Annotated in this window: 17 protein-coding genes and 1 CRISPR repeat array; of the genes, 16 read left to right on the top strand and 1 reads right to left on the bottom strand. The window is 37.2% G+C overall.

Annotated features, from left to right (window positions below):
* Positions 1 to 11: 11 nt before the first annotated feature.
* From casB to J2Z38_RS07945, 13 genes are all read left to right on the top strand, one after another.
* The gene (gene casB, locus J2Z38_RS08000) at positions 12 to 617 is read left to right on the top strand and encodes a type I-E CRISPR-associated protein Cse2/CasB (protein WP_209774627.1); all 606 of its coding nucleotides are present in this window, start codon (positions 12 to 14) and stop codon (positions 615 to 617) included.
* The gene (gene cas7e, locus J2Z38_RS07995; RefSeq protein ID WP_209774625.1) at positions 607 to 1,686 is read left to right on the top strand and encodes a type I-E CRISPR-associated protein Cas7/Cse4/CasC; all 1,080 of its coding nucleotides are present in this window, start codon (positions 607 to 609) and stop codon (positions 1,684 to 1,686) included. Before casB ends, cas7e begins: the two co-directional genes overlap by 11 nt.
* Positions 1,687 to 1,695: 9 nt before the next feature.
* A complete protein-coding gene (cas5e, locus tag J2Z38_RS07990; protein WP_209774623.1) occupies positions 1,696 to 2,400 on the top strand; it encodes a type I-E CRISPR-associated protein Cas5/CasD in 705 nt (234 codons plus the stop codon).
* Positions 2,401 to 2,403: 3 nt separating this feature from the next.
* On the top strand, positions 2,404 to 3,054 hold the full coding sequence (gene cas6e, locus J2Z38_RS07985) for a type I-E CRISPR-associated protein Cas6/Cse3/CasE (protein ID WP_209774621.1): 651 nt from the start codon (positions 2,404 to 2,406) through the stop codon (positions 3,052 to 3,054).
* Positions 3,051 to 3,989, top strand: a complete 939-nt coding sequence (gene cas1e / locus J2Z38_RS07980) for a type I-E CRISPR-associated endonuclease Cas1e (RefSeq protein ID WP_209774613.1) — start codon at positions 3,051 to 3,053, stop codon at positions 3,987 to 3,989. Before cas6e ends, cas1e begins: the two co-directional genes overlap by 4 nt.
* Positions 3,964 to 4,887, top strand: a complete 924-nt coding sequence (gene cas2e, locus J2Z38_RS07975) for a type I-E CRISPR-associated endoribonuclease Cas2e (RefSeq protein WP_225304654.1) — start codon at positions 3,964 to 3,966, stop codon at positions 4,885 to 4,887. Before cas1e ends, cas2e begins: the two co-directional genes overlap by 26 nt.
* A gap of 51 nt (positions 4,888 to 4,938) precedes the next feature.
* Positions 4,939 to 6,064: a CRISPR direct-repeat array (repeat unit 29 nt; unit sequence GTTCTACCCGCACAGGCGGGGATGATCCT).
* A 15-nt stretch (positions 6,065 to 6,079) separates the two neighbouring features.
* On the top strand, positions 6,080 to 6,211 hold the full coding sequence (locus tag J2Z38_RS10670) for a hypothetical protein (RefSeq protein ID WP_263641978.1): 132 nt from the start codon (positions 6,080 to 6,082) through the stop codon (positions 6,209 to 6,211).
* On the top strand, positions 6,169 to 6,342 hold the full coding sequence (locus tag J2Z38_RS10775; RefSeq protein WP_209774611.1) for a DUF3310 domain-containing protein: 174 nt from the start codon (positions 6,169 to 6,171) through the stop codon (positions 6,340 to 6,342). The genes J2Z38_RS10670 and J2Z38_RS10775 overlap by 43 nt, the downstream gene beginning before the upstream one ends.
* 12 nt (positions 6,343 to 6,354) lie before the next feature.
* Positions 6,355 to 6,573: a hypothetical protein gene (locus J2Z38_RS07965; protein ID WP_209774609.1), complete on the top strand. Its 219-nt coding sequence runs from the start codon at positions 6,355 to 6,357 to the stop codon at positions 6,571 to 6,573.
* 385 nt (positions 6,574 to 6,958) lie between these two features.
* Complete coding sequence (locus tag J2Z38_RS07960; RefSeq protein ID WP_209774608.1) at positions 6,959 to 7,132, top strand: hypothetical protein; 174 nt, start codon at positions 6,959 to 6,961, stop codon at positions 7,130 to 7,132.
* Positions 7,133 to 7,180: 48 nt separating this feature from the next.
* Entirely contained in the window at positions 7,181 to 7,354 is a 174-nt protein-coding gene (locus J2Z38_RS07955; RefSeq protein WP_209774606.1) for a hypothetical protein, read from the top strand.
* 47 nt (positions 7,355 to 7,401) lie between these two features.
* Positions 7,402 to 7,575, top strand: a complete 174-nt coding sequence (locus J2Z38_RS07950; protein WP_209774605.1) for a hypothetical protein — start codon at positions 7,402 to 7,404, stop codon at positions 7,573 to 7,575.
* Between the two features lie 2 nt (positions 7,576 to 7,577).
* Entirely contained in the window at positions 7,578 to 7,799 is a 222-nt protein-coding gene (locus tag J2Z38_RS07945; protein ID WP_209774603.1) for a hypothetical protein, read from the top strand.
* Between the two features lie 107 nt (positions 7,800 to 7,906).
* Here J2Z38_RS07945 and J2Z38_RS07940 read toward each other — a convergent pair whose 3' ends face one another.
* Positions 7,907 to 9,223: a sodium-dependent transporter gene (locus J2Z38_RS07940; protein ID WP_209774601.1), complete on the bottom strand. Its 1,317-nt coding sequence runs from the start codon at positions 9,221 to 9,223 to the stop codon at positions 7,907 to 7,909.
* Between the two features lie 173 nt (positions 9,224 to 9,396).
* Between J2Z38_RS07940 and J2Z38_RS07935 the strand changes: the two genes are divergently transcribed.
* The 3 genes from J2Z38_RS07935 (at position 9,397) to J2Z38_RS10725 (ending at position 14,618) form a co-directional block, all read left to right on the top strand.
* Positions 9,397 to 10,704: an LCP family protein gene (locus J2Z38_RS07935; RefSeq protein ID WP_209774599.1), complete on the top strand. Its 1,308-nt coding sequence runs from the start codon at positions 9,397 to 9,399 to the stop codon at positions 10,702 to 10,704.
* Positions 10,705 to 10,716: 12 nt separating this feature from the next.
* Entirely contained in the window at positions 10,717 to 11,730 is a 1,014-nt protein-coding gene (gene fni / locus J2Z38_RS07930; RefSeq protein ID WP_209774703.1) for a type 2 isopentenyl-diphosphate Delta-isomerase, read from the top strand.
* A 227-nt stretch (positions 11,731 to 11,957) separates the two neighbouring features.
* A complete protein-coding gene (locus J2Z38_RS10725) occupies positions 11,958 to 14,618 on the top strand; it encodes an SHIRT domain-containing protein (protein WP_209774597.1) in 2,661 nt (886 codons plus the stop codon).
* Positions 14,619 to 14,639: the final 21 nt, after the last annotated feature.

The raw sequence follows: 14,639 nt of genomic DNA, 5'->3' as shown, positions 1-14,639 counted from the left end.
AGGAGGTATAGATGGAAGATTCTAAATTAAATGTTTATAAGGAAACAGCAAGGATTTTAAGGGAACTTGACAATACTAGAGAAAATCCTGGTACAAAGGCCATCTTTGCTAATATTAGAAATTCGATTAATAAGGATTCGTCAGTTAATATGGATGCTTTGGCCTATGTTTTTCAAAATATTCCAGAAGAATTTTTAGGCTATAATAAAAATTTAAATGATTATGAAAAGTCAATCCTAACAGCTGTTCAAATGTATGCCCTCCACCAACAAGCCAAAGTTGAGTCCGTTCTAAAGCTTGATTATAAAGAAGGTGAGAGAAGGCAAAACTTAGGCGATTCTTTAAACTCAATGAGAAAAAATAATGACGAAGATAAGGCAATCGATAGAAGGTTTAATGCCATGATAACATCAAGTAGTTTTGAAGAATTAAGCCACCACCTAAGGCAGATAATAAAACTTTTGAAGGCCAAATCAGAGGCCAAGGTTGACTATGCCAGCCTTGCCGATGACCTTTATTGGTTTTTGAAAAATCAAAGAGAAGGGCTCAAAATCAAATGGTCAAGATCTTATTACAAATCAAATAAAAAAGAAGGGGAAAATAACAATGCAAAATAAAATTGATAACAGACTATTCCTAGACATCCACGCTATCCAAACTGTACCACCAGCAAATATCAATAGGGACGATACAGGTAGCCCAAAAACTGCCCAATATGGAGGTGTTACAAGGGCTAGGGTCAGTTCTCAGTCTTGGAAAAGGGCTATCAGAAAATATTTTAATGAAAACGGTGATGTGGCAAATGTAGGCATAAGATCGCTTGAAATTGTTAAATATGTGGCTAATAAAATTATTGAAAAAGATGGGTCAATAAATTTAGAAGATGCTATGACCATGGCTGATAAAACTATAAATGCTGCAAAGATTTCAACTAAAGACCAAAAAGCTAAAGCCTTATTCTTTTTAAGCGACAAGCAAGCAGAAACACTTGCCCAAGCTAGTATTGATAAAGTTACTGATAAAAAACAACTTGAAGCAATCTTGAATGATGACATTTCAATTGATATAGCTCTCTTTGGTAGGATGGTAGCTGATAATACTATATTAAATGAAGATGCATCCAGCCAAGTTGCCCACGCGATTTCAACCCACGCCATCCAAAGTGAATTTGACTTCTTTACAGCTGTTGATGACCTAGCTCCAGAAGATAATGCAGGTGCTGGCATGCTTGGTACAGTTGAATACAATTCATCAACTCTCTACCGTTATGCAAATATTGCCCTTCATGATTTCTATAGGCAGCTAGAAGACAAGGAAGAAACCATCAATGCAACAAAACTTTTTGTAAAATCTTTCGTAGAATCTATGCCAACAGGCAAAATAAACACCTTTGCCAATCAAACCCTACCTCAAGCAGTAGTTGTAAGTCTAAGGTCTGACAGGCCATTAAATATGGTAAGTGCCTTCGAAGAACCAATTAAATCAGACAATGGTTATGTAGATAAGTCAATAGAAAAACTTTTTGACGAATACACAAAATACGACAAAATCCTTGATAAACCAGTCTTTACAGCCTATTTAATTTTAGGCGAAACAGAAGTAAATGAGATAGGAAAGTCAGAAGCAAATCTAAATGACCTCCTAGAAGATTTGGGGGATCAAATAGAAAAAAACATAGAAGCCTAGGTGATAATAGTGAAAACTATCTTATTAAAATTAACAGGGCCCATGCAGTCATGGGGGACTTCATCTCGTTTTGAAACGAGGATGAGTGACTATTATCCATCAAAATCTGGGGTAATTGGGATAATTGCCGCAAGTCTAGGTTATAATCGTGATGAAGATGAGAAAATACAAAAATTAAATGACCTTGATTTTGCTGTAAGAGTCGACCAAGAAGGAGTCCTTAAAAAAGATTTCCATATAGCTAGAAAAGTTAAGGCAAATGGGGACCTTGACAGAACCTACGTTACAAATCGTTATTATATGGAAGATGCTGTGTATGTAGTGGCTATTTCCCACGAAGATGAGGGGTGGATGGATGAAATCCTACAAGCCTTGAAGTACCCATATTTCCAACCTTTCATGGGTAGACGTTCTTGTCCATTGCCAGGAAGTTTCATCTTGGGCACAAGTGAAAAAGGCCCAATAGAGGCCCTAGAAAACCTTGATTGGCAGGCTGCCTCTTGGTATAAAAAGAAAAATAAAAATTACCGAGCAGATATATATGCAGACAAGGACCTATTGCCAGAAAATCCTCACACAATTAGAAATGACAGAGTTGTTTCATTTTCTCAAAAAGAACGTAAATTCGGACCGAGATTTGAAGCCAGATCTAGCATTCTTATGGCAGGGGCCGATAAAGACCCATTTGACGTATATGAAAGCTTGGAGGGTTAGGATATGTATTTATCAAGAGTTGAGATAGATATAAATAACAGAAGAAAGATGAAAGACCTCACTCACCTGGGTTGCTACCACTCTTGGGTGGAGGATTCTTTTCCAAAATTTTCAAAAGAAAATCGCTCTAGAAAACTTTGGAGGATAGACAATGTTTATGATAAATATTACCTTCTAGTCTTAAGCGAAAATAAGCCTGATATGGAAAAGCTTGAAAAATACGGGCTTGAGTCCTCAGCAGGTGTTAAGAATTACGATCAATTTCTGGATTCTCTTAAGGAAGGAATGAAGGCGAAATTTAAAATAAAACTAAATACAGTCAGAGCCTACAAAGACGAGAAAAATCCTACTAAGCGTGGACGTATTATGCCAGTTCCAAATGAAAAATTAAATGAATTTTTAATCGATAAGGCAGCAAGAAATGGATTTGAAGTTAAGCTAGGTGAATTTGCCATAAGCAAGATAGATAAAGAATATTTTATGCATACCGACAAGGGTGAAACTAAAAAATCTAGGAAAGATATTGTATCTGCAACCTATGAGGGAATACTCACTATAACAGATTTAGAAAAATTCAAAGCTGCTCTTGTTAATGGGATTGGCAAGAAAAAAGCCTACGGCTGTGGGTTTTTAACTATAATACCAGAAAAATGAAAAATATATCAGGGGCAAAAAAGACAGAATTATCAGAACTGCCAAGGATATCTGATAGGGTAAGCTTTATTTATGTCGAACATGCAAAAATAAATAGGATTGACAGTGCAATCACAGTTAGCGATTATCGTGGCCTTGTAAATATACCTGTATCACTTATTGGAGTTCTTTTGCTAGGACCAGGCACAGACATAAGCCACAGGGCAATGGAAATTTTGGGAGATGTTGGCACGTCAGTAATTTGGGTGGGTGAAAGAGGAGTCAGATACTACGCTCACGGCAGGAGTCTTGCCCATACGACTAGGTTTTTAGAAAAACAAGCCAAATTAGTTTCTAATAAAAGGACGAGACTTGCAGTTGCAAGGAAAATGTACGCCATGCGTTTTGAGGGTGAAGATGTTTCAAACTTAACAATGCAGCAACTTCGTGGCAGGGAAGGTTCGAGAATTAGAAAAGTTTATCTCGACTACTCCAAAAAATTTAATGTAAAATGGCAAGGGCGAGATTATAAAGTAGAAGATTTTGAAGATAGTGATCCAGTAAATCAAGCTCTTTCAGCCCTAAATGTATCCTTGTACGGAGTTTGCCACAGCGTCATAGTTGCCTTGGGTATGAGTCCTGGACTTGGTTTTATCCATACAGGCCATGATAAGTCTTTTGTCTACGATATTGCTGACCTTTACAAGGCAGAAATCACAATTCCCTTAGCCTTTGAGCTGGCAAGCAAACACAAAGAAGGCGACGATATTGGAAAGCTCGCTAGACTTAGCCTTAGGGATAGGATGGTCGATGGGAAATTAATGAGAAAAATTGTAGAAGATTTACAATATCTGATGGACATATCCGAAGAGGATAAAATATCCACAGAAATCATTGAACTTTGGGACGACAAAGAAAGAAATGCTAAACATGGCATATCTTATAGAGAGATTTAAAATGCCACTTACAGTAATTACCCTAAAAAATTCTCCACCATCCTTAAGAGGAGACCTCACAAAATGGATGCAAGAGATATCAACTGGAGTCTATGTAGGAAATTTCAATACAAAAATAAGGGAAGAGCTACGGGATAGAGTCGTAGAAAGCGTAGGAAGTGGGGAAGCCACAATGACCTATGCCTACAGAAATGAAATAGGTTATAAATTTGAAACCCATAATTCAAATAAAATATCAATTGATTTTGACGGAATTCCTTTGGTATTTACACCAAATAATCCCAAAGAGAATAAAAAAGAAAACAAACTTGGCTTCAGCAAGACCGCAAAAATGAGAAAGGCCAAAAAATATTCTAGATTAAAATCCCAGGAAAAGACCAAGGCCTATGTAATAATAGATTTGGAAACGACCGGTCTTGACCCAATCAATGACAGGATAATCGAAATAGGGGCGATAAGAATCGGCAAAGAAATCAAGGAATACTCTACAATTATGGGGCAGGAAATGAAAATTCCAGAAAAAATAAGGGACCTAACTGGGATAAGCGAAGAAGATATAAAAAAGGGAAAAGATGAAAAAAGGGCTATAAATGAACTTTTACATTTTATAGGAGAGGATACTCTCGTAGGCTATAATATAAATTTTGACATAAAATTTATAAATGAGGCCCTAAAGAGGCAGGAAAAACCTAAGGTTAAAAATATGACCTATGATGTCATGAAATATGTAAAAAACGACAAACTTTTTCTTAAAAATTATAAGCTAGAAACGGTAGTAAAAGAATACGGAATAAATGAAAAAGTGCCTCATAGGGCCCTAGAAGATGCGAGAATAACTCAAAAGTTAATAGGAAAGCTAGAAAAGCTTACAAAAAGACTAGAAAATCAAAGTGAATGAAAACGCTTAAAATTGAGATGCAAATTGGCTAAATAATGGGATTTTTTTAATGTTCTACCCGCACAGGCGGGGATGATCCAAAATCAATCTACCTTATATATACCAATAAGGGTTCTACCCGCACAGGCGGGGATGATCCTACGAAACAAGGCTAAAAGAAGCAGGCGTAGACGTTCTACCCGCACAGGCGGGGATGATCCTCTTTGTAAATTCGATTGGCTCGTGGTCACTTTGTTCTACCCGCACAGGCGGGGATGATCCTAACGAATAATTATTCAAAAGTAATTAAAATAAGTTCTACCCGCACAGGCGGGGATGATCCTATTTGTGATCATTGTTTCTTTCTGTCGGTCTTGTTCTACCCGCACAGGCGGGGATGATCCTCCATCTCCTAAATTCCAAAGACACTTTTCTTAGTTCTACCCGCACAGGCGGGGATGATCCTGGAGATATTTCTGCAAAAGAATTCTATACAAGGTTCTACCCGCACAGGCGGGGATGATCCTAAAATCAGTAGAGAAAATCAGGCAAGCGATGTGTTCTACCCGCACAGGCGGGGATGATCCTGAACGATAGAACCAAGATATACAAATTGTTACGTTCTACCCGCACAGGCGGGGATGATCCTGACGGATTAGACAGGGACGTAGTAGAAGACCTGTTCTACCCGCACAGGCGGGGATGATCCTTCATCTGGTGTAATTTGCCCCCAAGGTGTAGCGTTCTACCCGCACAGGCGGGGATGATCCTATAATTTTAATTTTAATATTTGGTTTTCTTGTGTTCTACCCGCACAGGCGGGGATGATCCTAACATATTCTTCCCCACCTGCTTCTACTTTTTGTTCTACCCGCACAGGCGGGGATGATCCCAAAGAAGTTATAAGCAAAGCGGCTGAAAAATGGTTCTACCCGCACAGGCGGGGATGATCCTTTGAAAACTTCGCCAGCTTTTAGCTCTTCTAAGTTCTACCCGCACAGGCGGGGATGATCCTTTTTTTCGTTTGCGGGTACGGCGACCCCGAAAGTTCTACCCGCACAGGCGGGGATGATCCTGATTTCACGGGTTGGAGCATATACTTGAAACTGTTCTACCCGCACAGGCGGGGATGATCCTACCATCTTGTTACACAAACAAACATTGTTAAAGTTCTACCCGCACAGGCGGGGATGATCCTAAGTGGGAGGATTTAATGGATAAGAAGAATGATGTTATATCTAGTCCTAACCATTATAAGTTAGATGGATTGGATATTGAAGTAATGATATTCTCAGAAGTGTATTGGGTACTGTTGGTTTTCTTAGCTTTTATAAAGGTAATATAATTAAGTATATTTTAAGAGCCAACAAAAAGAACGGGCTAGAAGACTATAAGAAGGCGAGACAATACTTAGATTGGTATATTCAAGAGTTGGAAAGTGACATGGATTGTGATGGTCGGATGTCATATTTATAAGCGGAGGATAAAATGAATAGAGAATTAACACCTGAAGAAGAGCAAGAACTTAGTGAATTGAGTAGGCAATTGGTACGTACAGCACCACCTATTACAGAAGAAATGCAAAGATATTATGAATTGGATGAAAAAAAGTATGGAACTAAGGAGGAACAGGCCGAGGAAATTAGACAAAATCGCAAAAATTTCTTCGCATTACAAGAAAAATTGAGTAAAAAGGTTACAAAATAGTTGCAATTGTGAAGAAAAATGGTTGTGAGAAGCACCTTGAAAAATGCGAAAAAGTGGATTTTTTTGGGTGCTTTTCACGATTTGTAACAAAAAATCAAAAAAATGTTACACTCTAAACATTGGAATTTCAATGTTTGTCAAGGGCTGGTTCTACCCGCACCCGCGGGGTTTATAAATATTTGCGTTATAGTTTTCTATCATACTTAAACTGAGCTTTTAAGTGGTATAATATTAATGGTAATATTAATACTTTTTTTAATTCGATTTTTTATTAATCACCTATTTTTTTTCAATTTTATTTCTTATATATTTTCAATTTATGATTCTATTTTTATCCGATTTTGTTTATTTAACGAGTCATTTTTATTTTGCAAGTGGGAAAATTATGAATAGGGAATATTTATTGATAGGAATAGCACTTGGCAGGACAAGTGCAGAGGCAAATAATATCACACTTACAGATGAGGATAAAGAAGCTATCGAGTGGTACAAAAAAGAGTCTGAGAAGGCTAAGAAAGAGGGGAGGCATATTGTTTTTTATGCTCCTGATATGGATTAGGCTTTTTGCAGGAGTGTTTTTTAGTTTATAAAATATAGGAGATGAAAAATGAATAGAGAATATTTAATCATAGACATAGCACTTGGGGCAGAAAAAGCAGAGGATTATGACATAGTACTCACAGAAGAAGACAAAAAAGCCATTGAGTGGTACAAAAAAGAGTATGAAAAGGCTAAGAAAGAGGAGAGGCGTATTGTGTTTTTTGCTACAGATATGTATTAGGTATTTTCTTTTGTAGGTTTTTTGAGTTTATAATACAGGGGATTGAAATGAATAGAGAATATTTGATTATTAGGATAGCATTAGGAAAAACAACAGCAGAAAGTAACAACATTGTGCTAACAGAAGAAGAAAAAGAAAGAATCAAAAGATACCAGGAAGAAAGTGCCAAGGCTAAGAAAGAGGGGAGGAAGCTTGTCTGGTTTGCGCCTGATGAGGATTAGTTATGGATAGAGAATTAACACCAGAAGAAGAGCGAGAATTCAGCCAATTGAATAAGAAAATCAGGCATATGTTATTTATGACCGAAGAGGAAGAGGAAAGATGCCGCGAGTTGGCAACAAAAAAGTATGGAACTAGTGAAGAAATAGCTGAAGAGCACAGTCAAAATCGTAAAAATTTCTTAGCATTCCAAGAACAATTGAGCAAAAAGCAAAAAAATACGTGAGATTTTGTAATAAGTATTTATAATGATTTGAAATCTCAGATTAAAAATTTATTCTAAATCAAAAAGGCAAAACCATATATTTTTGGTCTTGCCTTTTTCTATAATTCCTAAAAAGAAATATGGTATCTCATTGCTATGAAGCATAGGGCTATAGCAAGGGGTACAAAGATGAATTTGCCTGTGTAGTACCAAACAGATCCATATTTGCCTTCTACGCTCTTGTTTACTTCGGCTAGGAGTTCTTCTTTTTTTATCACCCAGAACCAAGTGATGGCGCCGATTATGCCACTGATTGGGAGGATGTAGATGGTTACTATATCCATCCAAGGACCCCATTTTGAGATTGGTTCTATGAAGATACCTGCTAGGTAAATTGTTGCAATTAGTGAAATTAGGACCATTTTTCTTTTGAGTTTCGGAAAACTATAGACTATGGCTTCGGTGATGGTTTCTAGCATTGATTGGATTGATGAAATCCCTGCAAAGACAACTGCTAGGAAGAGTATTATTCCGTATAGCCTTCCAAGGGGCATTTCTTTTAGGGCTTGGGGCAAGACTACAAAGAGTAGTTTTGGTCCACTTGCTGGCGAAAATCCATAGGCAAAACAGGCTGGTAGCATTACGAAGGCTGAAATCATAGCTGATAGGGTATCAAGGCCCATGGTGATGGTTGATGCCTTGATGACATCTTCATCGTCTGGCAGATATGACCCGTAGACTACCATTACAGTTCCTACTAGGGATAGGGAGAAAAAGGCCTGGCCCATGGCTGCGACCCAAGTTTTAACTTCCTTTAGCTTTCCTATATCCATGTTAAAAATAAATTTATAACCGCCCATGGCTCCTTCTAGGAAAAATACTCTGATAGCAAGGATTAGAAAGAGCAAAAAGAATAGGGGCATGATAAATTTGTTGGTTTTTTCAATGCCCTTGGTTTCATAGGCTAGGGCAAAATAAACTAGGACCATCAAAATAAGGTGAGGAAGGATTACCCTAAAGTCAGTTTCCGATATGGATTCAAACCAGGCAGCACTTTCTAGGGTGAAAATCTCTCCTGTGATTGTGTCGATTAGGGCTTTTAGGACATAGGTAATTACAACTGCATAGCCGATTGACAAAAGTCCTACACCTATCATTGGCAACCACCTAATGATTCTCCCAAATTTTTCCATGTTTCTTTCCTTGTAGGCTTGTCTATAAACAACCATTGGGCCTGATTTATATTTCCTGCCTATGGCATTTTCTGCGGCAAGGCCTACCCTGCCAAAGATGAAGGCAAAAAGTAGGTAGGGCAATAAAAATGCCAAACCTCCGTTTGAGCCTAATTGATAGGGAAAGGCCCAAACGTTGGCAAGGCCCACAGCCGAGCCCACGCAGGCCATGATAAATCCCCATTTTGAAGAAAATTTATTTCTATTTTCCATAATAACTCCAATAAATATTTTTTTCACATTTGTGATGAATACTCTAATTATAATTAATTTTGGGAAATAATCAAGCAATTAGTGGACTTTGGGAAATATTTTCTGGGAATATTTGTAAAAGTCTTTAAAGATAAGCAAGACTTAGGGTATAATGAATCGAGAAAAGGAAAATTATGAAGATAAAAAAATTTTTTGCCCTAATCTTTGTTTTTGCCCTATCTTTTGTAGCGAGCAAGTTTGTCCTTGACTTCTTAGACCAAAGGACCAATGCTAAGACTTATGCAAATGGTGGGACATTTGAAGATCAGGCTGTTAAGACAAGTAAAGATGAATATTTAATCCTAATGGTCGGTGTCGACCAGGCAGCAGGTGAGCAAGGAAACGAAGACTTCACCCGTACGGATACAATTATGCTTATGAAGGCAAATGTCAAAGACGGGACAATCAAGCTCTTGTCAATCCCAAGGGACTCCAGAGTCCTTGTGAGAAATACCTATGACAAGGTCAACCACGCACACGCCTTTGGCGGCATCGAGCTAACCCTACAAAGTTTGAGGAATTTCCTAGGTCTTGATATAGACTACTATGTTCAGGTCAATTACAAGGCCCTAGTTAATATAGTTGATGCTATAGGTGGGGTTGATTATGAAGTGCCAGAGGGTGTAAACATCAAAAAATGGACTCTCGACATAAAACCAGGCATGAACCACTTTAACGGTACAGACACCATGTGGTATCTAAGGACCAGACATATTTACGATAATGGAGATATAGGCAGGGTCCATGCCCAGCAAGACTTCGTCAAGGCCATGGTAGACCAGGCTGTTAAGAAATCTAGCCAAATGAATCTTTTGACTGTACTTTCTTCTTATATAAAGTATGTCAAAACCAACCTACCAATGTCCGCTATGGTTAACCTAGTTAAGAGCATCCCAAACTTCTCTTCTGACAAGGTAGAGACCTTTGTAGTACCAGGCAATGGTGCCTATATAAACAACATCAGTTATTATATACCAGATGAAAGAGGAACTTGGGATATAGTTGATAAAGAATTTGGTGACTTCAAACTCAAAAAATGGACAGAAGCTGACTCAGGCCTACCTGAATCAAACTACTCATCTGTAAACCAAGATGCACCTGTAAATATCTTCCCAAAGACAAATAATATAAATAATCAAACCTACCAACCAAATTATAAGGAAAATTACAATAATAATTACAACAATAATTATAATTATGAGTATGAACATGAACAACCACAATGGGAAGAACCAGCAAAACAGAACCCAAGTTCAAAACCAAGCCATAGGGAAAATAAGACAGAAACTCAAACAGAGACACCAGCTGAAACCCACGAAGTACAACCAACAGAAACTCCAGCCCCTGACAATCACAAAGAACCAGCAGGAGATCCTGGAGTAGTTGAGTACGAACCTGGATTAAGCATAGAACCTCCAGCAGGCGGAGAAGGCGACGAATAGTCAGGGAAACTTATTATGAGCAAAAGACGTGAAAGAAAAGACGAACATATTGAAAATTACCTAAAAACATCCGACTATAACGACCCCTTATTTGGCGATATCTATCTCGACCACAACAGTTTATCAGATGTAAATTTTGATGAAATCGACACATCTATAGAATTTTTGGGCAGGAAAATATCCATGCCCCTTATGATAAACGCCATGACAGGTGGTGGAGAATTAAGTGCAGATATAAACGAGGACCTATCCTCAATCTGCAAAAATCTAAACATACCAATGGCAGTAGGAAGCCAAACAATTGGCCTTGAAGACCCAGAAGCAGAGGAAAGTTTCTCCCTAATAAGGGAAAAAGACCTCTTAAGGATAGGAAATCTTGGCGCAGAAAGAAGCATTGAAGACTTCAAAAATGCTGCAGGAATGATAAACGCCAACGCAATCCAAGTCCACCTAAATGTGGCCCAGGAACTTTTCATGCCTGAAGGTGACAAAAACTTTAAGGGCTATTACGAAAATATAAAAAACCTAGTCGCAAATATTGATATGCCAATAATAGTCAAAGAAACTGGCAACGGCCTATCAAAAGAAGTTTGCCAAAAGCTAATAGATGCAGGAGTTAAATACATTGATGTATCAGGCAGCGGCGGCACAAACTTCATAGAAATCGAAGATATGAGAGACTTTGTATCAGACTATAAGGAATTTTACGGTTGGGGAATCCCAACAGCCAAGGCCATCATCAACGCAAGGAGCCTATCAGATGACATCTTCATCATAGGATCAGGCGGAATAAAAACAGCTGTCGACCTTGCCAAGGCCATCATAATTGGAGCTGACATGGCTGCAATAAGTGGAGAAGCCATAAGATACCTCCTCCTAGGCAGCTACGAAGCTTGCTTCGACTATCTAAAGGAAATGAACCACAGACTAAAAATAACCATGGCTCTTTTAGGAGTTAAAAATATAGAGGAACTCAAAAAAGTGAACTATAAATTAACAGGCAGACTAAAAGACTTGGTTGAATAAGATTTTAAACGGCAAAACCTTAATAAAAGGTGGTGCCGTTTTTTTATTCATATATTAAGTATTCTAAAGTATTATATCTTTAATTTATAGTTTTATATTTATCTTAATTTCTATAAGTTAGCTTAAATGAGATTTTTTTGAAATTAGAAAGAAAAAGTAAAAAAGGCTTTACAAGCAAGGCGATTTTATAGTACTATTGAAATAGCAATTGATTTTAGGAGGATAATGTGCAAAAAGGAAAAACATTGTCATTTATTTTGGCAAGTCTACTTAGTTTGAGTCAAATAGCCCCATGTCTGGCTATTAGTCAAAAAGCTTATGCTTCTACTGATAAAGTTGAAAAAGAAATTACAAGCAATATTGATCATAATTTAGAAGATGGAAATCAAAATCAAGATAAGATTGATGTTGATATTAGTCTTAAAACCGAATATGGCAGTCAAAATCTATATCCTAACGGACAATATACCAACACAATTTGGTACTTTACTGTCCATAATAATTCAAATAAGGATGTTTATTTGGGAGAAATTTTATGCCCAGCAAATGATTCAAATAAAGCACCTATAATTTCTAAAAATATTTATATTTCAAGCTTTAAAATCAAGGCAGATGAACTCTATGATGAGAAATATTTAAAAGATTACAAATATGACATTCACTTTAAGGGTCTTTCTGGGGAATATAATGACAAAAAAGGAATTAAATTAACTATACATAAATCATTTATCGAGAAAGATACAATTGAAGCTACCTTGAAGTTAAATAAGCCTTTACGAATCCAACCAGGAAAGTCTCTTACAATCAGGGCAGATACTGTATTTTTCAATAAAGATTATAATAATCCCTTTAATAAAGAAAATTGGGAGAGAAAAGACGGTAATGACAATAATTGCTTATTTAATACAGATCATGCCATGTCTCTTAAAGCGAATCTTTATTATGACAAGGATGGGAAGGAACTTATTAAGAAAGATAATATTCCAGAAGGAAGTAAGCTCAACGACCAAGCCAGTGGAAATTTTCAGCTTAATGCTAAGGTTGGGGACTTGAGTTTTGGGGGTACAACCAATGAGCCTTCTGAAATTTTAATAAAAAAATCAGATGAAAATGATTATAAAAAAGTGTCTGGCAAAGCCGAGGCTGGGACTGATGATACAGTGAGATTTGTAGTTCCTGTTAGAATTTCTAATGCAAACACTGCTTATCAAGATGCCCTAAAAAAAGCAAATCAAAAACAATATCTGATTAATCCTAGCTTTTTGATTGAAAAAGAGGCGGATGATGATAGTCTTGACCAGGAATTTTATATAAGGAAAACTCATGATGAATCATTAGTTAAATTGGAAAAATCTGTAGTGAGTGAAGGGGACAAAACCTATTATAAATTAACCCTTCCTGATGGTGTTTCCGATTTTATGACAGACTTTGACTTTGTTTATGATGTGATATTTAAAAATCCTCAAAGGACCCATGGCCTTGATAAGAAGGTCAAGCTCGCTTTTGATAATCTTGGAAAGGTTATTAATACTCATGATAATGACTTGACCCTAGAATTAGAGGCTGATTACATAAATGCTACAAAAGTTTACCAAGTTGATTTTGATATGGCTAATCATGGCGAAATTAAATCACAAAGTGTAATAAAAGGTGAATTAGCTAAGAAACCAAATGACCCACAAGCAGCAGGCTATTCTTTTGAAGGTTGGTATTGTGAAAGTAATTACGAAAATAAATTTAAATTTGAAACTCCTATTACAGCGGATACCACAATTTACGCAAAATGGGTTAAAGAGATAAATATTAGCTACGAATTTGTAAGTGGAAGTGAAGGCCAAAACCTACCTGAGAAAATCAAGCATATGCTTAGTGAATTAGAAGCAAGAAAGGCAAAGGAAGGCGAGAAAATCAAAGCTCCACAAAAAACTTTCGACCCAGTAGGAGTAGACGATGGAATCTGGACCTTTGCAGGTTGGGATAAAAACCAATTAGAAGTATCAGAAGACAATAATAAGTTCACTGGAACGTGGACCTTTACAAAGAAGAAAGAAGAACCTTCTGGACCAAAACCAGGGGAAGGGAATGAAGGAAATACAGGTCATAAGGGCGGAGAACATTCAGACAACCCTAATAAACCAGACCCTGACAAAAACAAGGATAAAGACAAAAAAGACGATAGCAAGGATAAGCCAAGTAGTGGCGATAAGGACAAAAAAGATTCAGACAAAAAACCTAGCTTAAAGCCTGAGGATGCTCCAAAGGAAAGTGTAATTAGGGTCAACACCGACATTTATAGGCCAATACCAAAGGGTTATAAGAGGATTTACTTTGATCCGGGCAAGGATGCTTGTTTGAAATATAATCAAAGCTTTGATTATGGCCAAATTATTGCCTTTGACGTCAAGGAAACTATGACTTTTGGCGAGGCTAAGGCGGAGGATAAGGGACTTGTGATTCCGATTGCAATACCAAAAGATAAGTCTTTGAAATTTGTCGGTTGGAGTCCAAAACTCCAGGCTAATGGTGAATTTGTAGAAGGCGTGAAATACTTAGCCCTTTATGAAAAAATCGACAAGGCCCAAGATAATGATGGCAAAAAGTCTGATGAAAATAAGGCTACTAAAAATGAGGAAAAACAAAAGGAAAATCCATCTAAAGATGGCAAAGACCTGACAAAAGCTAACAAGAATAAAAAACTAATAGCGGATGGGGAAATTTCTAAAAAAGAAAATGTAAAAACTCAAAATGCTCTGCCAAATAAGGCAAAGGCAGTTGTAAATAAATATACAAGCCCAAGGACAGGCGTGGCTGGTCTAGGTTTTGTTAGTGGGATTTTGGCCTTATCAAGCGCTGGGCTTTACTTTAGCAAGAAAACTAAAAAAGACTAGAAATTTCTATTTAATCTAAGG

The organism is Anaerococcus degeneri, from assembly GCF_017874475.1.
Lineage (GTDB): Bacteria > Bacillota > Clostridia > Tissierellales > Peptoniphilaceae > Anaerococcus > Anaerococcus degeneri.
The sequence above is the reverse complement of the archived record's forward strand: the minus strand, read 5'-3'. Positions and strand labels throughout refer to the sequence as shown.